The sequence below is a fragment of the Enterobacter cloacae complex sp. HYC033_NIDB genome, assembly GCF_056673335.1.
Genome location: NZ_CP115123.1, coordinates 4,387,465 through 4,413,048 on the forward strand (window position 1 = coordinate 4,387,465; position 25,584 = coordinate 4,413,048).

Annotated in this window: 25 protein-coding genes; 6 read left to right on the forward strand and 19 right to left on the reverse strand. The window is 53.2% G+C overall.

Translation table 11 applies throughout. From position 1 onward, the window contains the following. Positions 1-591: 591 nt before the first annotated feature. The 6 genes from rbsK (at position 592) to O1721_RS21005 (ending at position 7,454) form a co-directional block, all read left to right on the forward strand. The gene (rbsK, locus tag O1721_RS20980) at positions 592-1,830 is read left to right on the forward strand and encodes a ribokinase (protein WP_032649197.1); all 1,239 of its coding nucleotides are present in this window, start codon (positions 592-594) and stop codon (positions 1,828-1,830) included. A gap of 121 nt (positions 1,831-1,951) precedes the next feature. Continuing rightward, a complete protein-coding gene (locus O1721_RS20985) occupies positions 1,952-2,875 on the forward strand; it encodes an ABC transporter permease (protein ID WP_223230137.1) in 924 nt (307 codons plus the stop codon). Beyond that, positions 2,875-3,774: a carbohydrate ABC transporter permease gene (locus O1721_RS20990; RefSeq protein ID WP_017692842.1), complete on the forward strand. Its 900-nt coding sequence runs from the start codon at positions 2,875-2,877 to the stop codon at positions 3,772-3,774. Before O1721_RS20985 ends, O1721_RS20990 begins: the two co-directional genes overlap by 1 nt. 14 nt (positions 3,775-3,788) lie before the next feature. Then, entirely contained in the window at positions 3,789-5,189 is a 1,401-nt protein-coding gene (locus tag O1721_RS20995; RefSeq protein ID WP_032649199.1) for an extracellular solute-binding protein, read from the forward strand. Further along, on the forward strand, positions 5,186-6,397 hold the full coding sequence (locus O1721_RS21000; protein WP_032649201.1) for an ADP-ribosylglycohydrolase family protein: 1,212 nt from the start codon (positions 5,186-5,188) through the stop codon (positions 6,395-6,397). The genes O1721_RS20995 and O1721_RS21000 overlap by 4 nt, the downstream gene beginning before the upstream one ends. A gap of 1 nt (position 6,398) precedes the next feature. Beyond that, complete coding sequence (locus O1721_RS21005) at positions 6,399-7,454, forward strand: ABC transporter ATP-binding protein (RefSeq protein ID WP_032649205.1); 1,056 nt, start codon at positions 6,399-6,401, stop codon at positions 7,452-7,454. Positions 7,455-7,519: 65 nt separating this feature from the next. On the opposite strand, the gene O1721_RS21010 is transcribed toward O1721_RS21005, so the two are convergent. From O1721_RS21010 to flgB, 19 genes are all read right to left on the reverse strand, one after another. Next, positions 7,520-8,023, reverse strand: coding sequence for a chemotaxis protein CheW (locus tag O1721_RS21010; RefSeq protein WP_015571587.1), 504 nt, complete (start codon positions 8,021-8,023; stop codon positions 7,520-7,522). Beyond that, positions 8,020-10,008 (reverse strand): chemotaxis protein CheA, encoded by a 1,989-nt coding sequence (cheA, locus tag O1721_RS21015; protein ID WP_032649208.1) that lies wholly within the window; start codon positions 10,006-10,008, stop codon positions 8,020-8,022. Before cheA ends, O1721_RS21010 begins: the two co-directional genes overlap by 4 nt. After that, positions 9,995-10,900, reverse strand: a complete 906-nt coding sequence (motB, locus tag O1721_RS21020) for a flagellar motor protein MotB (RefSeq protein ID WP_017692838.1) — start codon at positions 10,898-10,900, stop codon at positions 9,995-9,997. Before motB ends, cheA begins: the two co-directional genes overlap by 14 nt. Continuing rightward, the gene (gene motA, locus O1721_RS21025; RefSeq protein ID WP_017692837.1) at positions 10,897-11,793 is read right to left on the reverse strand and encodes a flagellar motor stator protein MotA; all 897 of its coding nucleotides are present in this window, start codon (positions 11,791-11,793) and stop codon (positions 10,897-10,899) included. Before motA ends, motB begins: the two co-directional genes overlap by 4 nt. Before the next feature lie 85 nt (positions 11,794-11,878). Further along, complete coding sequence (flhC, locus tag O1721_RS21030; protein ID WP_015571589.1) at positions 11,879-12,451, reverse strand: flagellar transcriptional regulator FlhC; 573 nt, start codon at positions 12,449-12,451, stop codon at positions 11,879-11,881. Between the two features lies 1 nt (position 12,452). Further along, positions 12,453-12,803 (reverse strand): flagellar transcriptional regulator FlhD, encoded by a 351-nt coding sequence (flhD, locus tag O1721_RS21035; RefSeq protein WP_023295279.1) that lies wholly within the window; start codon positions 12,801-12,803, stop codon positions 12,453-12,455. Between the two features lie 356 nt (positions 12,804-13,159). Continuing rightward, complete coding sequence (gene fliA / locus O1721_RS21040; RefSeq protein ID WP_026094273.1) at positions 13,160-13,888, reverse strand: RNA polymerase sigma factor FliA; 729 nt, start codon at positions 13,886-13,888, stop codon at positions 13,160-13,162. Positions 13,889-14,057: 169 nt separating this feature from the next. Then, positions 14,058-15,686 carry a methyl-accepting chemotaxis protein gene (locus O1721_RS21045; RefSeq protein WP_032649212.1) on the reverse strand — a complete coding sequence of 543 codons (1,629 nt, stop codon included), beginning with the start codon at positions 15,684-15,686 and terminating at the stop codon, positions 14,058-14,060. A 65-nt stretch (positions 15,687-15,751) separates the two neighbouring features. After that, positions 15,752-16,645 (reverse strand): flagellar hook-associated protein FlgL, encoded by an 894-nt coding sequence (gene flgL, locus O1721_RS21050; protein WP_017692833.1) that lies wholly within the window; start codon positions 16,643-16,645, stop codon positions 15,752-15,754. 11 nt (positions 16,646-16,656) lie between these two features. Next, positions 16,657-18,297: a flagellar hook-associated protein FlgK gene (gene flgK / locus O1721_RS21055; RefSeq protein WP_032649214.1), complete on the reverse strand. Its 1,641-nt coding sequence runs from the start codon at positions 18,295-18,297 to the stop codon at positions 16,657-16,659. A 104-nt stretch (positions 18,298-18,401) separates the two neighbouring features. Beyond that, positions 18,402-19,331: a flagellar assembly peptidoglycan hydrolase FlgJ gene (gene flgJ / locus O1721_RS21060; protein WP_032649216.1), complete on the reverse strand. Its 930-nt coding sequence runs from the start codon at positions 19,329-19,331 to the stop codon at positions 18,402-18,404. Further along, entirely contained in the window at positions 19,331-20,395 is a 1,065-nt protein-coding gene (locus tag O1721_RS21065) for a flagellar basal body P-ring protein FlgI (RefSeq protein ID WP_045324746.1), read from the reverse strand. The genes flgJ and O1721_RS21065 overlap by 1 nt, the downstream gene beginning before the upstream one ends. Positions 20,396-20,453: 58 nt before the next feature. Then, positions 20,454-21,167: a flagellar basal body L-ring protein FlgH gene (locus O1721_RS21070; RefSeq protein ID WP_015571594.1), complete on the reverse strand. Its 714-nt coding sequence runs from the start codon at positions 21,165-21,167 to the stop codon at positions 20,454-20,456. 62 nt (positions 21,168-21,229) lie between these two features. Continuing rightward, the gene (gene flgG / locus O1721_RS21075) at positions 21,230-22,012 is read right to left on the reverse strand and encodes a flagellar basal-body rod protein FlgG (protein WP_015571595.1); all 783 of its coding nucleotides are present in this window, start codon (positions 22,010-22,012) and stop codon (positions 21,230-21,232) included. 18 nt (positions 22,013-22,030) lie between these two features. Further along, on the reverse strand, positions 22,031-22,768 hold the full coding sequence (locus tag O1721_RS21080) for a flagellar basal body rod protein FlgF (protein ID WP_015571596.1): 738 nt from the start codon (positions 22,766-22,768) through the stop codon (positions 22,031-22,033). A 9-nt stretch (positions 22,769-22,777) separates the two neighbouring features. Next, entirely contained in the window at positions 22,778-23,992 is a 1,215-nt protein-coding gene (flgE, locus tag O1721_RS21085; protein WP_015571597.1) for a flagellar hook protein FlgE, read from the reverse strand. A 28-nt stretch (positions 23,993-24,020) separates the two neighbouring features. After that, positions 24,021-24,719 (reverse strand): flagellar hook assembly protein FlgD, encoded by a 699-nt coding sequence (locus O1721_RS21090; protein WP_015571598.1) that lies wholly within the window; start codon positions 24,717-24,719, stop codon positions 24,021-24,023. An 8-nt stretch (positions 24,720-24,727) separates the two neighbouring features. Beyond that, the gene (gene flgC / locus O1721_RS21095) at positions 24,728-25,132 is read right to left on the reverse strand and encodes a flagellar basal body rod protein FlgC (protein WP_015571599.1); all 405 of its coding nucleotides are present in this window, start codon (positions 25,130-25,132) and stop codon (positions 24,728-24,730) included. Between the two features lie 4 nt (positions 25,133-25,136). Beyond that, a complete protein-coding gene (flgB, locus tag O1721_RS21100) occupies positions 25,137-25,547 on the reverse strand; it encodes a flagellar basal body rod protein FlgB (RefSeq protein WP_015571600.1) in 411 nt (136 codons plus the stop codon). Positions 25,548-25,584: the final 37 nt, after the last annotated feature.

Genomic DNA, 25,584 nt, shown 5'->3' on the forward strand with positions numbered 1-25,584 from the left:
ACGGAAAATCCCGCTCCCAACAATCAACTTAAAAATCAAGAAGATACAAAAACCCTTCCATATCAACATCATCGCCGCTCTTTTTGCGCCTTCCCCTTCACGCAAAAAATCAAAATCCCTAACAAACTCAACCACCTCGTCCACCAATTACAAGGACGCCAGCCACCAAAATTCTCCATCGGTGATTACCAGAGTCATCCGATGAAGTCCTGAAAGCCCGCACGGCGCAAGCCCTGCGGGCTTTTTTGTGTCTGTCGTTCTCCGAGCCATTCGACTTAGTCCGGCGATTATCGCTATACGTTCAGGTATTCCGGTTCATGCCGGATCAGCCACAGCCCCCCAGACCTACACCAATGTTCTGCGTGCTAAAGCGCCCGAGAAAGATCTAACGTTGCGTCATGGCCCATGCCATCGTTGAAATCCCCGCACTGCAAATCAAAGCCCCCCCTTCACGCAATCAGCATAACCAATTGATATTAAATAGTTATCACCTCATATATTTCCGTTTCCTTTTGTTTTGTCGAACGATCTGTGAACAACACCAAAACATTAACAACAAGGAAACAATAATATAACTACAGAGGTGACCTTATGCTCAATAAAGAACGGCATTATGCAATTTTGACCTGGCTTAACAGGTACGAACGGGCGACGGTGAATCAGCTTGCGAAAGTATTTAACGTCACCAGGGAAACGATTCGCAGCGACCTGAACTTATTAGCGCAGGAAGGCGGCATTGAGCGATGCCACGGTGGGGCAATTATCAAACGCCGTATTTTTCATACCCAATCAGTCAATAATTTAGATAGCAATATCATTCATTTTTTTGACTCCGCGCAGTCAAGAAAAACGATCAAATCCCGACATAAAGGGCGAAAGATGAAAGGTAAAGTCTGTATTCTGGGTTCATTCAACGTTGATATTATTGCTAATGTCGATCGTTTCCCGCAAAGCGGAGAATCTATTTTCTCCGAAAATACCATTATTGGACCCGGCGGCAAAGGCGCCAATCAGGCGCTGGCCGTAAGCAAATGCAATGTTAAAACCCATTTTGTCGGTAAGGTGGGTAACGATCAGTTTAGTCAGATGGCCTTTGAACATCTTTCATCTTCTGCTATCGACAGCTTCACGCTTTATCAGGATAAAGATCAGAAAACCGGCACCGCGCTTATTTATGTTTGTCAAAGTGATGGTGAAAATATGATTGCCATCAGCCCTGGGGCCAATCGGTCCATTACAGCCGATGAAGTTGAAGCGATTACCCCTGAAGTGAAAAACGCAGATATTTTTTTAACCCAGCTGGAAAATAATCTACCCGCTACCTTTCGGGCCATTGAAATTGCCCGCCGTAACGGGATTAAGGTGGTTTTGAACCCTGCCCCCTGGTCATCTGATGTGGTTAGCTGCCTGAAGAACGTGGACTTTCTGACCCCAAACGAGACTGAGGCCTCATTGCTGTCCGGCATTCATATTGTGGATCTTGCCAGCGCGAAGGAAGCCGCCAGAGCCATTAAAGCGAAAGGGGTAGGTCACGTCATCATCACCATGGGAGCGAAAGGCGCGCTTATTTATGACGGTGAGCAATTTATTCATATCCCGGCGCTGAAAGCCGTATGTGTGGATACCACCGGTGCTGGCGATGCCTTCAACGGCGCATTCGCCGCCGCGATGGCGAAAGGGGAATCCATTATTCAGGCAGCAAAATTTGCCTGTGCTTTCGCGTCTTTGGCCGTCGAAAAAGAAGGCGCATCAAATATGCCTGAATATAAAGATGTCCTGACCCGCCTCGCGCAATATAACGATAAAAACATTCTCACCGAGAAAATTTAACGCACGCATATTTCTGCAAACACAGATTATATTCACGACAACCATTTCAGTAATGGGAGTATGTCCGATGAAAGCCCTGACAGAATCTAAACCCGGCGGCGCGATACCGCAGGTAAATAACATGCCTCACCAGCAAACACTATCCCGCATGGCACGTTGCCGCCAGACGTTACGCCGGTGGTGGCCGTTCTACGTGATGGCCCTGCCTGGAGTTATCTATTTTTTTATCTGGCACTATTTACCCATTTGGGAAACCAAAATTGCGTTTGAGCAGTACCGTATTATCCCGCCGAATATCTGGGTCGGGATGCAGTATTTTGCCACGCTGATGTCATCCCCTGTTTTCTGGCAGGTGATACAGAACACCGTGATTATCGGCGCAATGAAGCTGATTTTTATTTTTCCGGTTCCCATTATCGTGGCGCTCTTGCTCAATGAAGTGCGCTCATCCGGTTACCGTAAATTTGTCCAGTCGGTGATTTATCTGCCGCATTATCTTTCCTGGGTGGTGATCGCCAGTATCGCGATTGCCACGCTCTCGCCGGTTGATGGCGCGGTTAACGACATCATTAAATCGATGGGCTACGATCCGATCCCCTTTATGACCGACAGCGGCTCTATCCGCTGGGTACTGGTGTTCACTGAAATGTGGCGCAGCGCGGGCTGGGATTCATTACTTTACATCGCGGCGATCCTCGCCATCGATCCACAGCTGTATGAAGCGGCGGAAATGGATGGTGCCGGGCGCTGGCGCAAAATCTGGCACATCACCCTGCCCGCTATCACCCCGACCATCGCCACGCTGTTTATCCTCAACGTCGGGCTGTTCCTGAGCCAGGGTTTTGATCAGGTCTTCAACATGACCAACGACGTGGTGAACGGTCAGATAGACATCATCGACACCTACGTCTACCGCATGGGCCTGCGCACCGGGGAGTTCTCGCTGGCGACCGCCGCAGGGTTATTCAAAGGCGTGATCGGCATGGTCCTTATCGTGCTGGCACATAACGTTTCAAAACGCCTGACGGGTAAAGGAGTCTGGTAATGCGCATCTCATCACGAAGCACCCCTTTTGAGCGCATCGAATACGTGCTCATTCTCTCGGTACTGATGCTGCTGGTTGTCGTGACGCTACAACCGATCCTCAACCTGGTGGCGATATCCTTCTCCAGCCCGGCAAACGTGCCCGGTATGAGCGGCCTGGAGATTATTCCGCAGGGCTTTTCGCTGGACGTATGGAAGCTGCTGCTGACCAACGAAGCCGTGCTGCGCGGGTTTGGCAATGCGATGCTGATTACCGTGGTGGGCACCATCATCAACGTAGTTTTCACCGTGCTGCTGGCCTGGGCGCTGGCGCAAAAACGCCTGCCGGGACGCCGCTGGCTGTTTATGTTTGTCCTGTTCACCATCGTCTTTGAGCCGGGCATCATCCCCGATTTTCTGGTGATGAAAAAGCTGGGGCTACTGAACAGCTACTGGTCCGTCATCCTGTATCGCGCCGTCTTCGCCTGGTACCTGATTATTCTGGTTCGCCTGTTCGAAGAGATCCCGGAGGAGCTGCTGGAAGCCGCGGAACTCGATGGCGCGAACCCGTTCCAGACGCTGTGGTACGTCATTATGCCGGTCGCCAAATCGTCCATTGCCATGATCACGTTATTTTACATGGTGCTGCACTGGAACGAGTTTTTCCGCGCCATGGTGTACCTCAACGACCCGGACAAATGGCCGTTGCAGGTGGTGCTGCGTCAGTTTGTCGTCGAGGGCGATAAGCTGGCGATGGTAGGCGTCGAAAGCATGTCGAACTACACCGATGCCAGCCAGATCAGCATCAAGGCGCTGAAAGCCGGGATGATCACCTTAACCATCGCCCCGCTGATTGCCATCTACCCGATTATTTTGCGCTTCTTCACCAAAGGGACCATGTCCGGCGCGGTGAAGGGTTAACAGGAGCGATGACGATGAAATTATTCACAGCAATCGCCTGCGGCCTGCTGTTATGCCAGGCCGTCTGGGCCGAGCCGGTCACTATCCGGATTGTGGAAAAAGATCTGCTGACCACCAACCGCGAAGATGTCGCGCATATTCAGCGAATCGAGCAGGCGCTGGCACGCCAGGGACACGATATCCACATTGAGATCGTCAACCTGTCGTCTTCCGGCTACTCCGACGTGCTGAACGTGATGCTCCTCTCCGGCACCATCCCTGATCTGATCTATTTCAACGGCAGCGACCAGAAGATGGTCGAACAGGGCATTCTTGAAGACTGGCGTCCGTGGATTGCGCAAACCCGCTATCTGAAAGAGGCGCTGTGGCCGCACAACCAGCTTCGCCTGCAAAACCATCCGACCCTGCTGTATGTCTTTCCCCTGCGCGCGCGCCAGCCGGTGATCCGTGAGGACTGGTTACAGAAGAGCGGATTCAGCGCATCACCCAAAACGCTGACGGAGTACGTCACGCTGTTCAATGCGATCCACGCCGGTGACTACAACGGCGACGGTAAGACGGATAGCTGGGGGATCACCTCCGAGAAAGACCTGCGCGATCTCGACGGTTTTATGAACCCGGCGTTTGGCATTCACGCCACCTGGCTCAAGGACGATCAGGGCAAGCTGATCAACGCCCAGATAAGCCCGCAGGAGCGGAGCAAGCTGGAGTTCTACCATTCGCTTTATCAGAAAGGACTGCTCTCCTCCCAGTACATCACCACCAACTGGGAGCTAAAAGAGGATGAGTTTTATACCGGCAAGGTTGGCGTGGTATCCGTCTCATCGCCGGGCAACGTCGGCGTGTACCAGGAAAAGATGCGCCAGATCCATCCTGACGCCACCCTCACCCTGCTCGACCCACCCGAAGGCCCGGCAGGTAAAGGGCTGGCGGCGACAGATGTTTCCATGGAAACGCGCGGCTTTGCCATGTCCTCGCTCTCGAAACATAAAAAGGAAGTGATGATCCTGCTCGATTTTCTGGCAAGCCCGGAAGGGCAAATGATGGAGCAGATGGGCTTCGAGAACACGCACTACGTTCGTAAGGGCAACACGATAAACGTGACGCCAAAAATTAATGCCTGGTATCCGCGGTTTATCCAGGCCGCCAACTGGAAGCCGCCGGTGGAGTGGCGGACGCCTGCGATGCTGCGCTATATCGACAATTCACAACGTTATTTTACGGCGGATAACGCCTTTATCTTCCCGGCGTCGTTTGCCGCCGCCATCGACTCAACCAGCAGTATTTATAACCAGTGGGCGTACCAGTTTGTCTCTGGCAAAGCGTCATTTGATCAGTGGGATCAGTATGTCAGCGCCTGGAAAGCCGCAGGTGGAAACGCCATGACCGAATATGCAGAGGAAAAATTAAAATGACCGTTACTCAAGCCGCTGATTTATCGTTCACGTCCCGCATTCTGGGCATGCTGTATGGCGTGGCGTTCGGTGATGCCTTAGGCGGACCGGTTGAGAAACTCTCCGCCCGGCAAATCGCGGAGAAATATGGCCGCGTCACCTCCATCCACCAGCGCTGGCACCGGATGGACGAGCCGTCCGCACGGCGCAACAACCGCGTACGCGGCAACGGTATCATCACCGACGATACGCTGATGACACTCTGCCTGATGGAGGTTTACAGCGAGCTGGGCCGTCACGTTGATGCGTGGGATATGGGGGAGTCTTTTGTGCGGAAGATTGCCTGGGAACCGCGCTGGGTGCCGGAACTGGATCGGGAAGCGCTGGTTATTGAGCGCCTGTTTTATCCGGAAAAATGGATCTTCCATCGTCTGCAACTGGCCGCCTGCGATCCGCGCCAGGGCGGCGTGGGCAATATGGTGAACTGCGGCGCAGCCATGTATGCCGCCCCCATCGGAGCTATTAATGCCTGCAACCCTGAGGCAGCTTACCAGGAAGCCATTAATTTCACCCAGGGGCATCAGCAGAGCTATGGGCTGGAGGCCGCCGGGGTCTTCGCCGCCTGCGTTGCAGCGGCATTTATTCCTGGCATCACCATTGAGGCTATCACCAACATCGCATTGAAACTGGCTAAAGACGGCACCCGCCAGGCCATCGCGGCAACGCTTGACGTCGCGCGTCGCTACCGTGGAACCGCATGGGATTATCAACAGGTCGTTGACGCCCTGCACGATGCGCTTTTGCCCTTCTCACCGATGGGAGATGACCTGATGCACGGCCCGGAAAAAGCGGGCGTCCCGACCATGGCCTACCAGCCCTCGCGCCTGATGTCGATTGAGGAACTGCCAATGGCGCTGGCCTTCTGCCTGCTGCGCGAAGGCGAGTTTCGCGGCGCGGTGGAAGACGCCATCAATTCAGGCCGTGATACCGACTCTATCGGGGTGATGAGCGGCGCGATTTTAGGCGCGCTGCACGGGGAAGCCATTGTCGAACCTGAGGTGCTGGCGGGTATTGATAGCGCCAACCGCCTGGATCTGCGTACGGCCGCGCTGCGCTTCAGCGAATCAGCACAAAGCATTATCCAGCAGGATCTCGCTGCGGCGGCGCTTTACCGCCAGCACGTCATGCCATTATTGCAGCCAGGCCACACCGCCGGGCGAGGAGAGTAACATGAGCCAAATCGTTTTAAATAATCTCGGTAAATCCTACGGCAACGTCAGCATCATTAAAGGGATCTCGCTGAGCATTCACGAAGGCGAATTTATTGTGCTGGTCGGCCCGTCCGGGTGTGGGAAATCCACCCTGCTGCGCATGATTGCGGGTCTGGAAGACATCACCTCCGGTGAACTGCTGATGCACGGCGAGGTGGTCAACACTCTGCCCGCCAAAAAACGCGATATCGCCATGGTGTTCCAGAGCTATGCGCTCTATCCACACATGAAGGTGCGGGACAACATGAGTTTTGCCCTGAAGCTTGCCAGCGTCTCAAAAGCGGAACGGATGGCGCGCGTGGAAGAGGCAGCGGAAATCCTCGGCCTGACGCATCTGCTCAATCGCCTCCCGCGGGATCTTTCCGGCGGCCAGCGTCAGCGCGTGGCGATGGGACGCGCGCTGGTGCGTGACCCGAAGGCCTTTTTGTTTGATGAACCGCTCTCCAACCTGGACGCCAAACTGCGCCATAAAATGCGCGGAGAAATTCGTAAGATCCACCAGCGGATGGGTCGCACCACCATCTACGTCACGCACGATCAGACGGAAGCGATGACCATGGCGGACAGGATTGTGGTGCTGAATGCCGGACATATTGAGCAGGTCGGCACCCCGGAAGAGCTGTACCGTAACCCGGATAACCTGTTTGTCGCGGGCTTTATCGGCACGCCGGAAATTAACACCCTTAAAGGCGTGATTCAGCACGGCGAGATTGTGCTCAACAACGGCTACCGCTTCCCCTGCCCCCTCCGCTCACATATTGAAGGGATGGAGATCATCTGCGCCACCCGACCGCACTATATCCGGCTCGGCGAGTCAGGGATGCCAGCGGAAATCGTGCTGATAGAGATGACCGGGGAAGGACAGGAGATCCGGGTGCGTATCAACGATCAGGAGCTGATCGTGGTGTCCCATGAAAAGCTGGATATCAACGTGGGTCAGAAGGTCTTCCTCACCGTAGACGCGGAAAAAATGTTCTTGTTTGATGCCCAGACCGGTAAGCGCCTGCGGTCATAGAATGCTTAATCAATCCCTCCTGCAATCGCAGGGGGATTTTATAATGGCGGTGGGTATATATCAGGCTAGGCCAGGCTAGTTTCCAGCATCGAATCCACCATATCCATCTCTTCACGGCTGAGCAGCATTTCGATATTGACCAGGATGATCATTCTGTTTTCCATCACGCCAAGCCCAAGAAGATAGCGGCTTGATAGCATGGACGCGAAGTCCGGCGTCGGTTTAATCTGATCCATGTCCATCGACAGCACGTCAACCACACCGTCTACCACGATTCCTACAACGCGATTATTGAGGTTAAGGATGATCACTACCGTACTGTCATCCTGCTGAACGTCAGGAAGACTGAAGCGCACGCGAAGGTCAACTATTGGCACTATCACACCGCGCAGGTTGGTCACGCCGGTGATAAAACCTGGCGCGTTCGGGATACGAGTAACGCTATCGCATCCACGTATCTCTTGTACCTTCAGAATGTCGATCCCATATTCTTCGTTACCGAGACGAAAAACCAGATACTCCTGCGCAATGGCGTCCGCGCCCGCAGGCTTTGTCGTTGTTTGGGTCATGCTGTTACTCCTTGCTTGCCGAACGTCGGCCTGACATGGTTTTCCTTTTGTCCGTTCATCGTCGACAGTTCAACCACGTCGAGGATTAGCGCAACGCTGCCATCACCGAGAATGGTCGCGGCTGAAACGCCCGGTACTTTGCGATAGTTCTGTTCGAGGTTTTTTACCACAACCTGTTGCTGACCAATGAGCTGATCGACCCACAGGGCGTAGCGGCATCCAGCGCTTTGGACGATCACCACAATGCCATCTTCAGGTGCGGTCTCGCCGGGCACCGATAGGCGCTGACGCAGCATCACCAGCGGAAGATATTCGCCACGAATTTGCAGCAGACGTTCCTCCCCGACGAAGCGGCAGAGCATATCCTCGCCGGGCCTCAGCGATTCCATTACCGCGCCGAGCGGCAGAACATAGATCTCCTGTCCAACTTTCACCAGCATGCCATCAAGGATTGCCAGCGTCAGCGGCAGAATAATGCGTATCGTCGTGCCTTCTCCCGGCTTTGAAAGGACTTCGACATGGCCGCCCATGGCCATAATGTTACGACGGACCACGTCCATACCCACGCCGCGCCCGGAAACATCCGTCACGCTTTCTGCGGTGGAAAATCCCGCGGCGAAAATCAGCATCCATACGTCCTCATCGCTGAGGGTGTCGCTGATATTCATTCCCTGGGAGCGGGCTTTCGCGAGGATTTTCTCCCGGTTCAGTCCGGCACCATCATCAGTCACCTCAATGATGATATTGCCGCCATGATGTTCCGCCGAGAGGATAAGATTGCCCACTACCGACTTCCCCTTACGGGCACGTTCTTCTTTCTGCTCAATGCCGTGATCGAGACTGTTACGCACCAGATGAGTCAGTGGGTCGATAATGCGTTCGATCAGGCTCTTATCCAGCTCGGCCGAGCCGCCACGAAGAGTTAGCTCTACCTCTTTGTTCAGGCGAGAACCCAGATCGTGCACCAGCCGCGGGAAGCGGCTAAACACATAATCCATTGGCATCATTCGAATTGACATGACTGATGACTGAAGCTCGCGTGTATTACGCTCCATTTGCGCCACGCAGCTGGAGAGCATGTCGTAGCTCGCTGGATCAAGTTTTTTGGAAAGCTGAGATAGCATCGCCTGGGTGATGATGAGCTCACCCACCTGGTTAATGATCTGATCGACTTTACTGACCGCCACGCGGATGCTGCCCGATTCCTGACTATTACTGCGGGCTGGCACCGGCGCGGCAGGTCGTGAAGGCGGTTCTGAATGGTCCGCGACTACAGAAGCCTTGTCCGTAACAGGAGAAGTCACTTCAACCGACGCTGGTTGAACGACATGCTCGATAAGGATTTGCGACTCTTCAAGCACAAAACACAGCACCGCGGAGATATCATCGGCAGAGGCGCTCGTGCGCAGCTGAACCACCATGCCATCATCAGCCTTCTCCGTAGCGACAATCTCTCCCATGTGGGATAACTCTTCCTGAAGCATTGCCCGCTCGCTTTCAGGAATTTTCTTCAACGTCACGCAGAGTAAAGGCTCACCATCAGCTGCCCCCTGCTGCGTCGCGGCTTTGTCTTGCAACTCGACTGCCGTCTGGGCATGTTTGTCTTCCAGAGCAATCTTGCGCAGGGCTTCACAAATATAGCGATAACTCGCTTCATCAGGTTCCTGCGAAGACTGATAGGCTTCCAGTTGCGCTTGCATAATGTCTTTACATTCCAGAAATAGATTAACGGTCGTTCGGTTAAGCGAGCGTTCTCCGGCTCGCACCTGGTCAAACAGGTTCTCAAGTAGATGCGTGGTCTCTTGCAGGGCATTAAAGCCAAAAGTCCCTGCCCCGCCTTTCAAAGAATGCGCTGCGCGAAAAATGGCATTTACCTGTTCAGGATTCGGCGATGCGGCATCAATCTCCAGCAAATGCTTCTCCATCTCGGCCAGCAGCTCTTCCGCTTCGGTAAAAAAGATCTCGGTGAAATCATTCATGTCCATCGCTATACCCCCTTACCTCCTGCTGCGTAGTGTTGTTCAGGACGTTTTCTGGGCGATGCATGCGCGTGTCTTCCAGACGGATATCCTGTTCTTTGGTTTTACTTAATACCAAAATGCTAATACGGCGATTCGCCGGACTTGAGGGATCACTGTTTTCTAAAGGCATACGGCTTCCCGTGCCGATCACGCGAAGAAAACGCTCATCGTCAAGACCTGCTTTAACCAGCACGCGGCGCGCGGCGTTGGCGCGTCCGGAAGAAAGTTCCCAGTTACTGTATCCGGAGGTGCCGCCCGCATAGGGAAGCGAGTCGGTATGGCCGGTGAGACTGATTTTATTGGGCAACTCCTGCAACAGCGGCACAAGCGCCTGCAAAATGCCGTTCATATAGGATTCCGGCAGCTCGCTGCCTACTCTAAACATCGGGCGATCCTGGCTGTCGGTGATCTGAATGAGCAGGCCGTCGTTGGTAAGACGCAGCATAATGTTGGATTTAAAGTTATTGAGCCGGGGATCGGTTTCGATCATCTGCTGCAATTTATCTCTGGCCTGTTTCAGGCTCTCCATCCAGCGCTGCCGCTCGCTCTGTACCCGCTTATGATTCGCCACTTCTCCGTCCTGCTTCATCAGATCGTCACCGCCGCCGGGGATGATGCTGTCGCTCAGGCTGGTTTTGTCGCCATTGGCCATAGATGGCTTAAGCGGCATGCGGAAGTAATCGGCGATCATCTCCCGCTGCACCGTGCTGGACTGAGAAATCAGCCACATTACCAGGAAGAACGCCATCATCGCGGTCATAAAATCGGCGTAGGCGATTTTCCACGTACCACCGTGATGAGCATGCTTTTTCTTCTTTCGCTTGCGCGAAATGATTATCGGGGAATCGTTTTTCATGCCGTGGCATCCGCAGACTTAGACTTAAGGCTGGCGCTGGATTTCACTTCCCGCACATGCTCTTCAAGCTCCTCAAAGGAAGGCCGTTCGCTGGTAAAAATGGTTTTTCGGCCAAACTCCACGGCAATTTGTGGCGCATAGCCGTTTAGACTGGAGAGCAGCGTGACTTTTATACACTGAAGGATTTTGACCTGATCGGAACTCATCTGACGCAGCAGGGTTGCGAGCGGTAATACAAACCCGTAGGCAATCAAAATTCCGAGGAACGTGCCCACCAGCGCGTGGCCAATCAGCATTCCGAGCTCGGCTGCGGGTCGGTCCGCGGCACCGAGCGCGTTCACTACCCCCATGACGGCAGCCACAATACCAAAGGCCGGAAAGGCATCGCCGACGGTATTCAGACTGTGGGCCGGAACCTCAAGCTCCTCTTCGCAGGTTTCAATTTCTTCATCCATTAACGCTTCGATTTCATGCGAGTTCATACTTCCGCCAATCATCAGGCGGAAGTAATCGAGGATAAAGTTGCTTAACATCGGATCGCTCATCAGACGAGGATAAGCGCTGAAAATTTCGCTGCCCGCCGGATCTTCAATGTCTTTCTCAAGTGACATGAGTCCCTGAACACGACTTTTTGACAGCAGCAAAAACATAAGCGCCATCAGGTCCATATAAACCGTTTTGTTGTAGCGTTTCCCCACGAACAGCTTCACGATAGCTTTACCCGTCGCCTTAAGGGATTTCATGTTATTACCAACAATAAAAGCGCCGACCCCGGCACCGCCGATAATTAACAATTCCAAAGGCTGGAACAGCGCGAGCAGATTACCACCAGACAGTACGAACCCACCAAATACGGTAGCAATAACAACAAGATAGCCAAAGATAACTAACACACTCTCTCCTTTTTACTCGCTGACCGATGTCGAGTGCCGTGGCATCGAATAAAACGCCATCCTGTGCATTGCCATCGAACATCCGTCAGGCTGTCATAATTTCCGGCGTGGCATAATTGCCTGCGATTCCGCTGAGGTTGACCTGCGATTTCTTAAATGCCCGCGAAGGAGGGCTACACAAACTACAGGTGAACGGGTTTTTGATGAATTCCGTCGTGACCACAAAACCACCGGAACAAACGCTACAGGCCTTACGGGAAATAATACCGCAGTCGATAAAGCGTAATAATGTCCAGGCACGCGTTAGCCCCAGGACAGGTTTATCGTCGCAGCAAGAACCACACTGCTCCAGATAAAGACGGTAGGTTTTCATCAATATTTCAATAGGACGCCCGCCCCCAGTTTTCTGAAGATAAAGGTAAATGTTATAGAACATGGAAGAGTGAATATTCTGCTCCCATGACATGAACCAGTCTTCAGAAAAAGGGAGCATCCCTTTTGGAGGCGGACAGCCGCGTAACTCTTTATACAAGCGCAGTAAACGCCGACGACTTAAAGAAGTTTCAGATTCCAGAACCTGCATTCTTGCCCCAAGGTTAATTAACCCCATGGCAATATTTACCTCTTCAATTTCTTGCAATAAACTTTTCTCGCACATTTTATGCTTCTCCCGTCACAGCAGCATCGGACTCGCTTAATGAATTAAGTAAGTTTGTCGATAAAATGATGCCGGTATGAATTTGCTGAAGAGCTTCAATACGCGAATCTTTCGTCAAATTTTCGATGACCACTTCGTCATCGACGCGTAAACGACAAATCAACTGATTGGTCGCAGCCAGTTTCATCAACTGTGGTAAAGACAACTCTTTTAAATTATCAATCGTGCCTTCGGATAAGCCGAGACGAAAACTGGCAGCAAACTTGTCCTGTCTGATCAGCTGCTGCGCCAGTAATAAATAAGAAAGATTAATATCGTGAATGTTTTGCAGATACTCGTCAAAATTGGACACAAAAAGCTCCCACTGTTTTTCAACCACAAACAAGGCTAAATAGTTAAGGCAAAATGTTTACCCGGTCGATGCAGAGAGTCTTTTGGCATTGATAATCGCTGAATTCAGTCAAGCTGATTCAATAAATTATCGAAAAACTTTTCAATGCCAAAGGATGGCTACATCACAAATCTGACGAAATCATATTCATTAAGAATTTTCCTAGCAAGCTTTAAGAAAACAACGCGCACCAGAAAACTATCATAACTAAATGATTTACCTATAAAAATACACATTGTTAAACATTCTTAATTATCACGCAACGTAATTAACTTTACTTAGGAAATATTGTTAATCTTGTTAATGTTATCGCTATGTTATTCTTTCCTTAACCGATCCATTCTGCTTCGTAAGCGTTTTATCGCTAAACTGTGCAACTGGCTAACGCGCGTTTCGGTAACGCCCAAAATTAATCCAATCTCTTTCATGTTTAGATCCTGCTGATAATAAAACTGCAATATCTGCTGTTCACGCTTGGGGATCATTCGGATATGCTCAGCAATGTTGGCTATCAAATTTTCCTGAATGGCCTCATTTAACGGATTAAGCTGTGCATTTTCGCCGTCATTACTCTCCCAACTGTCAGAATAGTTTTCCTGAAGCTCATCAATAGAGTACATCTGGCTGCTATTATTATCAGCCAGCATTTGCTGAAATTCCTTTAGCGAAACGCCCATCCGTTCAGCAATATCAGCTTCGGTCGCTTCTCCCCCCTTTTCCTGTTCGATCTGCTGAATAAGTGACACAATTTCCCGCGAATGCGATCGCACGCGCCGTGGAACCCAATCACTTTCCCGAAGCTCATCCATTAATGCCCATTTCACACGCTGTGAGATCCAGGCATTAAGGGCCACCCCTTTTTTAGGGTCAAAGCTATCAATGGCACTCAAAAAACCCATGGAGCCCGCCTGAATGAGATCGTCTAATTCGACATTGGCAGGCAGTCTCTTATGCAAACGCAGCGCTTCTTGCCTGACGATAAAATGGTATTTTGACCACAATGCCGTTTTATTCTCCAGCCCTTCAGCTGTGTATATACCGTCCACGCATTTCTTCCACCTAATCTTCACATTCTCAATTATCAGTTGAAACCACATAATCAAAAAGTGCGATAAGCTTTTATAAAAATGCGCATTCTGTTAATTTAATCATCGCGCTGCCTGACAGGAATAATTGGCGGCACTATTGACGCCAATTATTCTCTTTCCGCAGATGTCAGAACGTTTCCCACTGCGCATTATCATTTTCAACGTGACGCAACGTCATTTTTTCCGGCGCGGGCGTATGGCGTTTTTCAACTTTTTCATCTCGCAGGGTAAACTGGGCAACAAGCTGCTCAAGCTCGTCCGACTGAGATTCCAGTTTGCCTGCCGCCATGGCCGCTTCTTCCACCATCGCCGCGTTCTGCTGAGTCACCAGATCCATCTCGTTCACGGCCTGCGAAATCTGATTGATACCCGCACTTTGCTCGTCAGAGGCCGAACTGATTTCGCCCATAATCTGCGTCACCTCAGCAACCGAAGTCACGATGTCCTGCATGACGCCGCTCGCCTGGCTTACCTGGCGCGAACCTGTATCAATATTGTTAACGCTGGTATTAATCAGCTGATTAATCTCTTTCGCTGCATCGGCGCTGCGCTTGGCGAGGTTACGCACTTCTTCCGCAACTACCGCAAAGCCACGCCCCTGCTCTCCCGCTCGAGCGGCTTCAACCGCTGCGTTCAAGGCCAGAATGTTGGTCTGATTGGCGATACTGTCGATGACGCCGTTAATATCAGCAATCTGACGGGAGCTTTCGGTAATCTGCGCCATGATAGCTTCCAGGTTTACCATCACCTCACCGCCATTTTGGGCATTCATGCTTGCCCCTTCTGCCAGACTGCGCGCCGCATGTGCGTTATCCGCATTCTGGCGTACGGTGGTTTTAATTTGCTCCATGCTGGCAGCCGTCTCCTGAAGGGCCGCTGCCTGTTCTTCGGTACGGGAGGAAAGATCGCTGTTGCCCTGAGCTATCTCCTGGGCGTTAGAATGGATATTCACTACCCCTTCACGGATACCGGTAATGGTGTTGGTCAGGGAGACACGCATCTTCTCAAGCTCCCTGAGCATTTTGCCAATTTCGTTATCAGCGCCAGTCTCTATGGCATGACTCAGATCGCCTGCCGCTACGCGCTGAAGCATCTCAACGGTAGTTTCCATCCGGCGCACCAGCGCAATACGCAACCAGTAGCGAACGGCTAACAATACGCAAATCGCGATGGCCATCATCACCACGCTTACCCAAATCATCATCTTGTAGCTGCTTTCAGCTACTGACACATATTCGTACCCCCGGTCAGATGAGATTTCTGAATACTTCTCAATTTTTTGACGCAGCTCGGTACGCAGTTCCATATCACCGTTCATCGAGCCCGGGTATCCTTCCGGTCGCTCAAGATAGCCGAGCTTGGTTTGGACGGTGTTATAAACCAGGTCAAATTTGGCGCGAAGCTCCTCAGCAGCCCTTGTCTCTGCCAGGCTGTTGAATTTCACCTGCGCGAAAGCATCCATCTCCTTGCGCGCCTCTTTCAGCAGGTTGTGGGTATGTTTGATCATCTCTGGCGACAGCGGTTTATGCAGCGACGTCTGAAGCATCATCCCGTTCGTATTCGCCACCACCGAGTTAATGTTATATGCGGCGTTAGTCATGTAGGCGTTGCTGTCATTAACGTCCACAACGCGTTTAAAATTTTTATTAATCGTCACCGAGTTATAAACGGAAAAAGCCGTAACGCCAAACAGCATGCAAGAGATCATGCCGATAATCAGGCTGATTACGGTATAGATTTTAAGTTTATTTAACATAGGTCCTCATAAGCCGCACATAAATATGCGGCTAAAACTTTCAGAAATAAGATGGAAAGATAATGTTATTTATTAAATAAATTCATTTTTTGCATTGACTGAAATACCATCATGGATGCGTTCAGCGCAAATTCTGACATTTTAGAATCCATAATGAGCGAGGTCATCGTGCTATAGTCAGCGCCAATGGCCGTCTGAACCTTGGTTATGGTGTCGTTGATCATGACGTCGCCACTCATATCAAGCGCGTCCAGTTGCTGAAGGTTGGTCCCCAATTCCGCCTGCGCCTTACCCAGACGATCGATGCCGCCGGAAACCGCTTCGCTGGCGGCGCTCAACGCAGCATTCAGCGCATCACGGTCGATGGGATCGCGAGAAAGTTCTTCTACCGCTTTATCAAGAACAGAGAATATATCCCCGAAAACATCGCTGCCCAGGTGGCCCGTCTGCATATCCGTACCATCGGCAACGGTTTGTCGACGAGCGGTATCACCGCCGACATAGTTACCCGCATCGTCAAACGGCGCCGTATCGCTTTTAAATCCGCCAAAAATATAGCGCCCGCTCCCGTCGCGATTATTCGCGAGATCCATCAGATTGCCGCGAATACCTTTAATCTCTGCACCCAGCGCCCGACGATCTTCATCAGAGTAGCTTTCCGTTTTCGCCGCTACGATTTTTTCGGTGAGGGTGGTGGTCAGCAAATTGCCCACACCGTTCAGGATATTATCTTCATGCTCAAGTGAACTCCGCACCGTTGAACGTACGTTGCTGTAAAGCTCAAGCTTCGCCAGTGCGTCCTGATAATTTACCGCATCGGTAGCGGACTTTGGATCATCCGAGGCTCGCAGCAACGATTTTCCAGCAGAGAGTTGAAGATAAATATTATTATTATCACTCACGCGCTTTGACATGCTCTCGGCGCTCTGTTTAAACATATACAGCGTACTTAATCGCATCGGATAGCTCCTTATTTAATCGAAAGCAGCGAATCAAACATGGTGGTTGCGGTCTGTAGAATTTGCGCATTGGCCTGGTAATATTGAATAAACATCTGCATATTGACGGTTTCTTCGTTCATATCCACACCTGAAAGCGCCTGCTTCGCATCATATTTAGTTTGCAGGTCGATCTCAGCCGAGGAAATGCCCGATTTTACCGCCCGCGCGTTAGAACCAATGGTCCCCACCAGGCTTGAATAAGCCTCCGTCAGCGTGCTGCCGCCAATCAGTTTCTCATTCTGGATCTTAAGCATCTCTTCCAGATTAAGATTATTTCCCACCCCGCCCCCGGAGGCATCCGCTGCGGCAAAATCCTGTGCGCTGTTGATCGCGCGGCCAATACCCTCCGCAGCCCCAGCCATAGGATTAAAGGAAAAACTGTCCCCGGCGCTTGCGGTCACACCGGAGAGATCAATCTCAATGCCGTCAAACTCAAGCGTGGCGGAACCGGCCGGCACCTGCTTCACCAGGCGTCCGTCCTCCCCCATTACGTTCCAGTTTGTTCCATCAAAGTCGATGCTGTAATTTTCAGATTTTACGTTGGTGTAGTCCGTCACGCTGATAGCGTCGAGCGTTCCCCCACCGGCATTGCCTGCATTTGCCACCGCCTTCATAGGTGGCAGAGAGAAAAGATCGCCCCCCGGCACACCCGCTGGCGTCTCACCCAAACGGTGCTGCTCGTTCATGCGGCTCGCCATCATAAAGGCGATCTGGTTTAGCTCGTTTTTAGCGAGCTCAAGATCTTCGCTGCGGAACTTAAACAACCCGGCCAGGCGGCCTTTGGTAATGCTCGCTTCGTTAACTGGCGTGGTAGTACCGTTGCTATCAACGTAAGAGACAACGATTCTGTCAGGATCGCTTTCAGACGCTGTGGCCTGTAGCTTGCTGGCGTTTTCGCCAAAGACAAGGGGGCGACCATCCTGAAGCGTTACGTCGACGCGGCCAGATACGCTATTCTCGGTTACATCTATACCGATCTGCTCACTCAGTTTTTCCAGTAATGCATCACGTTGATCCAGCAGGTCCGCAGGCGGCGTACCGTTCTGCGCCTGTACGCGTTCCAGCTGTTTATTCACTTCTGCCAGCTGGTCGCTGATGCTATTAATTTCTTTAACGCTGGTTTCGATATTGGTGTTGGTGCTCTTTTCCAGCGCGGTGAGGCGCTTGCCGCTGTCATTGAAGCGCTGGGTCAATACGCCGAGTGAGCTGAATACTGCGGAACGGGCCGGGCCGTCATCTGGGGTTGCGCTCAGCGTCGCCATCGACTTGAACAGGTTATTGATGGAGACAGAGACGTTGTCGGATTCATCGCCCAACATATTATCAATGTCGCTCAATTGCTCCATGCGGCCGTTAAGCGAGGCCCAGTTTGAGACGGAGCCGCGTAGCTGCTTGTTGGCAAAAGCATCGTAAGCGCGATCGACGCCAGTTACCGTCGCACCGTAGCCATAAAATCCGTTTCCCGTGGTCATGCCACCGAGCTCACCAATCACAAGGCTGCGGCGGCTATAGGTATCGCTCATGCCATTGGTCAGGTTGCTGCCTACCACACTAAGAGCGGATTGCGCTACGCTAAGGCCACTTTTCGCGAGACTAAAGAGGTTGTTCATAAGGCACCTGGATATTCCGTTATTTCCAGCCCGATATTCGGGCAGGGTCAAAATTATTGCTCTGCTTTATTCATCGGTGATTGCGAATTTATCTAAAAACTTTTTTAAAATATTTTCGCGAGGTCGTTTTTATAGGCTTCTACACCCTGCTTAATATCACCTTTTACTTTCTGAATAATGGTGATCAGTTTTTTCGCATAGGCAGGATCGGTTGCGTATCCCCCCGCCTGAAGCGCTTTGGCCGCCTGCTCCGGCGAACGGGAATGCGCAACGCCCGCATAGCGCGGGTTCTTAGTGAGTAGCTTCGTATAATCGGCGAGCGCATGTTCATAGGAATCGTAAACGCGAAACGAGGCCTTTATCTTTTGCTTCACGCCGTTGATGTATTCGGTGGTCATCACCTCTGTGGTCTTGCCTTGCCAGTCACCTCCGGCCTTAATGCCGAACAGGTTATGGCTGGGGCGGCCGTCAGCGGTGGGGATTTCACGCTGCCCCCATCCTGACTCCAGCGCCGCCTGCGCGAGGATCAGTTGCGGATGAACCCCGCTCTGCCTGGCGGCGATCTGTGCTGGACGCAGCAGACGAGAAATAAAGGATTGAGCCCCCTGCGCTACTTTGCCGAAGGAGACCGACGCAGACGGCGCCAGCGGACCGGTGGCGGATCTGACGGAGGAGGAAAGTCCTGGCAAATTAAGCGGACCGCTGCCGGGCGTCGACACCAATGGGCTATCGATCTCCCCGCCTGACTGGCGCACAATCATATCCGCAAACCCAAGCTGTCCGCTCCCCGCAATATTTTGCGCCACCTGCTGGTCGTGCATCGCGGTAAACATATCGGTGGACTGGCTGTGCATGAGGTCATCTTTGATGGTGGCATCGCGCATGCTCTTCATCATCATCTGCACGAAGATCCCCTCCATCTGCTGCGCCGCCGCCCTGAGCGCCCCGGGTTCAGCGCGGCGTGCATCACGCTTCAGCGCGTCGAGAGAGCGAACGTCAAAGGCTGGCTTATCCAGACGATCGAAAGCATTCATCACTCCACCTCCAGCTTCGCACGCAGGCAGCCTGCATTTTTCATTGACTGCAAAATGGACATCAGCTCATTTGGCGTCGCGCCAAGCGTATTGAGTGCCCTGATCACTGCGTTCAGATCCGTGCTGCTGCGCACGCTTTGCAGCGAGCCGCCGCGGTCGCGTACTGAGATATCGGTTTGTGGCACCACGACGGTCTGCCCTCCCCCGAGGGGAGTATCCGGCTGGCTCACAACATTATTCTGTGTAACCTCTACCGTCAGCGATCCATAAGCTACGGCACAGGCATCGAGGGAAACATGGCGGTTCATCACCACGGCGCCGGTACGAGAGTTAACAATGACCTTCGCATCCTGTATCCCCACCCGCAGCGGAATATCCTGGATATTGGCGAGGAAACGCACCCGGGAAGGACCATCCGGCGGTGCAAACAAACGTACAGTACGGGCATCTTCAGGGATTGCCGCCCCACCGCTATAGCGACGATTAATCTCGTCGCTGATCTGCTGCGCCAGCGAGAAATCTGACTCGTTAAGCTGTAGGCGCAGCGTGTTTTGCGTGGCGAAGTCATTTGGGACTTCGCGTTCAACCGTCGCCCCACCGCTAATGCGACCGCCGTTAAGCTGGTTAACCTGCACGCGACTGCCGCCAGCCTGCGCGCCAGCCCCGGAGATCAGCACATTGCCCTGCGCCATCGCGTAGATCTGGTTGTCCGCCCCTTTAAGTGGCGTCATCAGCAGCGTACCGCCACGCAGGCTCTTCGCATTCCCCAGAGAAGAGACCACGATGTCGATCTTATCCCCTGAGCGGGCGAACGGCGGCAGTTCGGCCGTCACCATCACCGCGGCAATATTTTTCAGCTGCATGTTGGTGCCCGCCGGTACGGTGATCCCAAGCTGGGACAACATATTATTGAGGCTCTGGCCCGTAAACGGCGCCTGCATCGTCTGGTCGCCCGTGCCATCAAGCCCCACCACCAGCCCGTAGCCCATTAGCGAGTTGGAGCGTACCCCCTGCACCGTGGCCAGATCGCGAATTCGCTCGGCCTGCGCCGGCGTGTACAGCATCGGAATGCTGAGCAGCAGGCCGAGAAATAACAGAATGGATTTTGTATTCATCGTCGTATCAAAAAGGAGAAAGGTTCAGGAACAGGCGTTGCAGCCAGCCCATCGTCTGCGCTTCGTTGATGTAGCCGTTGCCGACATACTCAATGCGCGCATCCGCCACCTGAGTTGAGGGCACGGTGTTGGCCCCGCTGATGGTGCGAGGGTTCACCACACCCGAGAAGCGTATAAACTCGGTCCCCTGGTTTATGGCTATCTGCTTCTCACCGACCACCTGTAAATTGCCGTTCGGCAGGAGTTTATTTACCGTCACCGTGATGGTGCCGGTAAAGGTGTTGCGCGCCGCCGCCCCGCCCTTGCCGGAGAAGTCGCTTTTGCCCTCCGCGTTAAAGTCAGCTTTGCCGTTACCCAGCCAGCTGTTCGAGCTGCCCGGCATGGCCAGTAATCCCATTCCGGCCGATCCATTACGGTTGGCACTGGCGGAGGAGCTCTTGCTGGCGCTAACGTTTTCCTGAAGCAGGATCGTCAACGTGTCGCCCACGCTGCGCGGCCTGCGGTCTTCAAACATCGGCTGATAGCCATAGTTCATGGCCTGTCCTGCCTGGAACAGCGAGCCGCCGGTTGTGACCGGTGCCATCGGTAATGGTTCTGCCGACGTTGGTCCGTCCACGAGCGGTTTTTGCAAAATATGCGCGCAGCCGCTTAGCAGCAGCACGCCCGCCAGCAGTGCAGGACGCGATAGCCCTGTTGGACTGTATGTAAAAAGTGTTTTCATTTACGTGTCGATAAACCATCTATCCGCCCGAGCCTGCGCCCGGAGCGGTAAGAGAGAGGAAATTAAAGCTGGGTAAGCCTCTGCAACATCTGATCGGATGCAGAAACGGCCTTACTGTTGATCTCGTAGGCGCGCTGGACCTGGATCATATTGACCAGCTCCTCAGCCACGTTGACGTTAGACGTCTCAATGTACTTCTGCTTGAGCGTACCCGCATCTTCAAGGCCCGGATTCAGTTCATTCGGTGCGCCGGAGGATTGCGTTTCACGATAGAGGTTGCCGCCAATGCTTTCGAGACCGGCATCGTTGACAAAGGTCGCCAGGGTCAACTGCCCCACCTGCTGCGGCTGAGCCTGACCCGGGAGCGTCACGCTGACGATACCATCAGGGCTTATCTGCATCTCTTTGGCGTCCTGCGGTACTACGACGCCCGGCAGAATGGGATGGCCTTCTGCGTTTACCAACTGACCGTTTTCATTTTTATCGAAATGTCCGTCACGGGTGTACGCGGTGCTGCCGTCGGGCAACTGCACCTGAAAGAAGCCTTTGCCTTCGATAGCGACATCGGTATCGTTGCCGGTCATGTTCAGGCCGCCCTGAGTATGCACGCGCTGGGTAGAGACCGGACGCACGCCGGTACCCAGCTGGAGGCCGCTTGGCAGCGTTGTCTGTTCGGAAGCCTGTGCACCGGGCTGGCGCATGGTTTGATAAAGCAAATCCTGGAACACCGCTCGCTGGCGCTTAAAGCCGTTGGTATTGACGTTCGCCAGGTTGTTTGAAATCACGTCCATATTGGTCTGCTGTGCTTCCAGACCGGTTTTTGCGATCCATAATGACCGAATCATCTGTACTCCTTGCGCGGGTTAGCCCACGCTTAATAGCTGGTTGGCCTTTTGCGCGTTTTCATCCGCGGTGCGGATCACCTTCATGTTCATCTCGAAGCTGCGTGCGGTGGCGATCATCTCCGTCATGGCCTTCACCGGGCTCACGTTACTTCCCTCAAGGGATTCAGGACTCAGACGCATGGCGTCATCCTGGGGCAACGCATTGCCCGCCGCCGGGCGAAACAGCCCATCGTCGCCGTGGATCAGGGTGCTCATGGGAGCATTAACCATTTTCAGTCTTCCGACCGGCACGACGGCCGTTGGCTCATCACCCGCGCCAAGTGCAGAGACGGTACCGTCCTCCGCAATGGTGATCTGCGAATGGGGAGGAACCACCAGCGGTGCGCCATCGCCCATCAGCGGCTTCCCGCCAACCTGCAATGCGCCGTCCCGATCGATCTCAATGCCGCCGTTACGGGTGTACCCTTCACTACCGTCTGGCAAGGCTACCGCCAGCCAGCCGTTCTGCGGAAGTGCAACGTCGAGACTGCGTCCGGTGTGGGTAATCGGTCCCATGGTGTCGTCGTTATACGGCGTCGATTCCGCTACCAGCGCGCGAGTTTTCAGGGTCTGCCCCTCAACCGGCACAGCGCGAAACGCGGCCAGTTGAGCACGAAAGCCCGCCGTGGCGCTGTTAGCCATATTGTTCGACGTCACGGCCTGGCGGTTGAGCGCCGCGTTGGCAGCACTCAATGCGGTATATATTGCGCGATCCATCCGCCGCCCTTATCGCAGGTTAACCAGCGTCTGGAGTAGCTCAGACTGGGTTTTGATGGTTTGCGAATTCGACTGGTAGTTACGCTGGTAGACAATCATATTGACCATCTCCTGACCCAGATCGACGTTAGACTGCTCAAGCATATTCCCGTTAATCGTACCGAAGCTGCCGGAGCCGGAAGTACCAAGGAAAGGCTGGCCGGACTGCGGCGTTTCGCTCCAGACGTTATTACCTTCAGCCGCCAGCCCACCGCTGTTGGCGAAATCAGCCAGTACGATTTGTGCCACGGTCTGACGCTGACCGTTACTGTAGGTCGCGACCACTTCTCCGCTGTCGCCAATAACAAAGCTCTGATATTTACCCGGGGCCTGACCGTCGATGGTGTCAACTTTCACGAGGCTATCGGTGGCCCGGCGGGTCAAGCTGGAAAGATCCATGTCGATACTCAGCGGCGCGGAGCCATTAAACGCGGCCCCGTTAATGGTCATTTTGGTACTGGCCATCGCCGCCGTGTCCATATTGCCGTTGCTATCGAACTTTAAATCCAGGGAGGTCACATCAGGCGTGCCGGGCGCGGTTTCATCGCGCGCGTAAGCTTTCCACTCGCCTGCCGCGGTCTGCACGAAGTAGACCTTTACGGTGTGTTTATTGCCCAGCGTGTCGGTCGCCTCAATCTGGCTCTGGTAGTTGTAGGTTTTCGGATCGCTATAATCGAACGAGTCGGTGATGATGGTGGTGTCATCTGACTTCAGGTTACCCGTAAGGGATCCGGCGGTGGACGCCGCGGGGGGCATGTCTTCCGTCGGTATACGAATGGGTCCTACCGGTGCGCCAGGGGCGATTGTCGGCGGCGTACCGGTCGCCTGGTAGCCGGTCAGGTACAATCCATTGGTGCTGTTGATGATATTGCCGTTCTGATCCTGCTTAAACTGGCCGTTACGTCCGTAATAGACGGCGCCACCTTCGCTTACCATGCGGAAAAATCCTTTTCCCTGTAAGCCCATATCCAGCGAGCTATTGCCCGCCGTGAGGCCACCGTCGCCGAAGTTCTGGGTCACGCCCGCAACCTGAACCCCGAGACCCGTCGTTCCGGCGAAGATGTCGGCGAAGGCCACGGAGCCTGCTTTAAAACCTGCTGTCTGGGAGTTGGCGATATTGTTTCCAACCACGTCCAGCGCTTTGGCGGCTGCATTGAGGCCGCTAAGACCTTGTGAAAAGCTCATATTGAAGTTCCAGAGAGTAAATTATTCGCTATTTTTGGATAACAACCACGTCGCCCATGGTGATGGGGTCATGATTGAGCAGGTGCAGTACCGCGCCGTTGGCCGTCATCGTGACGCCAGACACCTGCTCCTGAATCAGGCCGGATATTTCCGGGTTATCGCCTTCCGGATTTTTCGCCTCAAAGGAGAGCGTGTATTCCCTGTCCTGAGGCGGCCCCGGCTCCGGCTGGAAGTTTTCCAGATCGTCGAGGGTGTAAGTCTTCACACCGGATTTCACGTCCTTCAGCTGCGCCGTATAGGCATTGCCTTCATCATCCGTCAGCGTGACGGTGACCGTTTCTGCATCCCCCGATAACAGGAAACTAAAGCTGTCTGATGGCTTCTCCTCCCCGTCCAGTGGCTGCGTGGCGTCACCAAAGGCGACTTTCGGATCGCCCTCGATCAGTACCCCACGGCCAACCCAGGAGGCGGCGCTCATACTGCCCAACTGCGCCATAAGCGCCTGAACGTTGCCGACAGATGCGTTGAGTTTTTCCACTCCCGCGGCGGTATTGAACTGTGCCAGCTGGGAGGTCAGCTGGTTGTTATCCATCGGGTTAGTCGGGTCCTGGTTTTGCATCTGTGCAACCAGCAGCTTCATAAACTGCTCGGAGAGGTCGGCTGCACTGCTGCCCGTGCCGTAGGTGCTGGTATTGCCGCTGGTGTCGTTTACCGTTGAAACTGTCATATCCTGCCTTACTGACCGAGGGTTAAGGTTTTCTGCATCAGGGCCCTGGCGGAGTTCATCACCTCCACATTTGCCTGATAACTGCGTGACGCGGAAATGGTATTGACCATCTCATTGACCACGTTGACGTTAGGCATACGTACATATCCCTGTTCGTCCGCCAGCGGATTACCGGGCTCATAGACCAGGCGATCGGGCGCTGTACTTTCCACTACGTCGCTGACTCTGACGCCGCCGATGCCCTGGCCGGCAGAGGTGTCCGCTTCAAACATGACCTGACGGGCGCGGTAAGGCTGTCCGTCCGGTCCGGCAACGCTGTCTGCGTTCGCCATATTGCTGGCACTCACGTTGAGACGTTTTGACTGCGCGGCCATCGCCGAGCCTGAAATATCAAATACGCTAAATAACGACATTTATTTACCCCTGACTGACTACCGTCATCATTTTCTTAATATCTGCACCGAGGAATGTCAGGCTCGATTGATATTTCATGGCGTTATCCGCGAAATTAACTCGCTCGCGGTCCATATCCACGGTGTTACCATCAGCACTTGGTTGATCCGGTACGCGATATAGCAACTGAGCATCATCAAAAGGCATTTTTTTACCCTGCATATGCTTGCTGGACGTTAAAGCCATTGTGACAGGCCCTGATGCAGGTTTATTCCCTAACGCATTTTTAAGTTGCTGAGAAAAATCAATATCTCGCGCCTGATAGCCTGGCGTATCGGCATTCGCAATATTCGATGCCAGGACTTCCTGCCGACGCGAGAGCAGACCTAACGCTTGCTGTTGGAAGCGAAACGCATCGTCAAGTTTATTCATCATGCACTCTGGCCTCTGCCTTGCTTTATATAAACCGCGA

Bases quoted from the DNA above. Each gene is read 5' to 3' on its own strand.
- rbsK (WP_032649197.1), top strand. From the start codon at position 592: ATGCTCAATAAAGAACGGCATTATGCAATTTTGACCTGGCTTAACAGG.
- O1721_RS20985 (WP_223230137.1), top strand. From the start codon at position 1,952: ATGCCTCACCAGCAAACACTATCCCGCATGGCACGTTGCCGCCAGACG.
- O1721_RS20990 (WP_017692842.1), top strand. From the start codon at position 2,875: ATGCGCATCTCATCACGAAGCACCCCTTTTGAGCGCATCGAATACGTG.
- O1721_RS20995 (WP_032649199.1), top strand. From the start codon at position 3,789: ATGAAATTATTCACAGCAATCGCCTGCGGCCTGCTGTTATGCCAGGCC.
- O1721_RS21000 (WP_032649201.1), top strand. From the start codon at position 5,186: ATGACCGTTACTCAAGCCGCTGATTTATCGTTCACGTCCCGCATTCTG.
- O1721_RS21005 (WP_032649205.1), top strand. From the start codon at position 6,399: ATGAGCCAAATCGTTTTAAATAATCTCGGTAAATCCTACGGCAACGTC.
- O1721_RS21010 (WP_015571587.1), bottom strand. From the start codon at position 8,023: ATGACCCAAACAACGACAAAGCCTGCGGGCGCGGACGCCATTGCGCAG.
- cheA (WP_032649208.1), bottom strand. From the start codon at position 10,008: ATGGACATGAATGATTTCACCGAGATCTTTTTTACCGAAGCGGAAGAG.
- motB (WP_017692838.1), bottom strand. From the start codon at position 10,900: ATGAAAAACGATTCCCCGATAATCATTTCGCGCAAGCGAAAGAAGAAA.
- flhC (WP_015571589.1), bottom strand. From the start codon at position 12,451: ATGTGCGAGAAAAGTTTATTGCAAGAAATTGAAGAGGTAAATATTGCC.
- O1721_RS21045 (WP_032649212.1), bottom strand. From the start codon at position 15,686: ATGTTAAATAAACTTAAAATCTATACCGTAATCAGCCTGATTATCGGC.
- flgL (WP_017692833.1), bottom strand. From the start codon at position 16,645: ATGCGATTAAGTACGCTGTATATGTTTAAACAGAGCGCCGAGAGCATG.
- flgK (WP_032649214.1), bottom strand. From the start codon at position 18,297: ATGAACAACCTCTTTAGTCTCGCGAAAAGTGGCCTTAGCGTAGCGCAA.
- flgJ (WP_032649216.1), bottom strand. From the start codon at position 19,331: ATGAATGCTTTCGATCGTCTGGATAAGCCAGCCTTTGACGTTCGCTCT.
- O1721_RS21065 (WP_045324746.1), bottom strand. From the start codon at position 20,395: ATGCTGTACACGCCGGCGCAGGCCGAGCGAATTCGCGATCTGGCCACG.
- O1721_RS21070 (WP_015571594.1), bottom strand. From the start codon at position 21,167: ATGAAAACACTTTTTACATACAGTCCAACAGGGCTATCGCGTCCTGCA.
- flgG (WP_015571595.1), bottom strand. From the start codon at position 22,012: ATGATTCGGTCATTATGGATCGCAAAAACCGGTCTGGAAGCACAGCAG.
- O1721_RS21080 (WP_015571596.1), bottom strand. From the start codon at position 22,768: ATGGATCGCGCAATATATACCGCATTGAGTGCTGCCAACGCGGCGCTC.
- flgE (WP_015571597.1), bottom strand. From the start codon at position 23,992: ATGAGCTTTTCACAAGGTCTTAGCGGCCTCAATGCAGCCGCCAAAGCG.
- O1721_RS21090 (WP_015571598.1), bottom strand. From the start codon at position 24,719: ATGACAGTTTCAACGGTAAACGACACCAGCGGCAATACCAGCACCTAC.
- flgC (WP_015571599.1), bottom strand. From the start codon at position 25,132: ATGTCGTTATTTAGCGTATTTGATATTTCAGGCTCGGCGATGGCCGCG.
- flgB (WP_015571600.1), bottom strand. From the start codon at position 25,547: ATGATGAATAAACTTGACGATGCGTTTCGCTTCCAACAGCAAGCGTTA.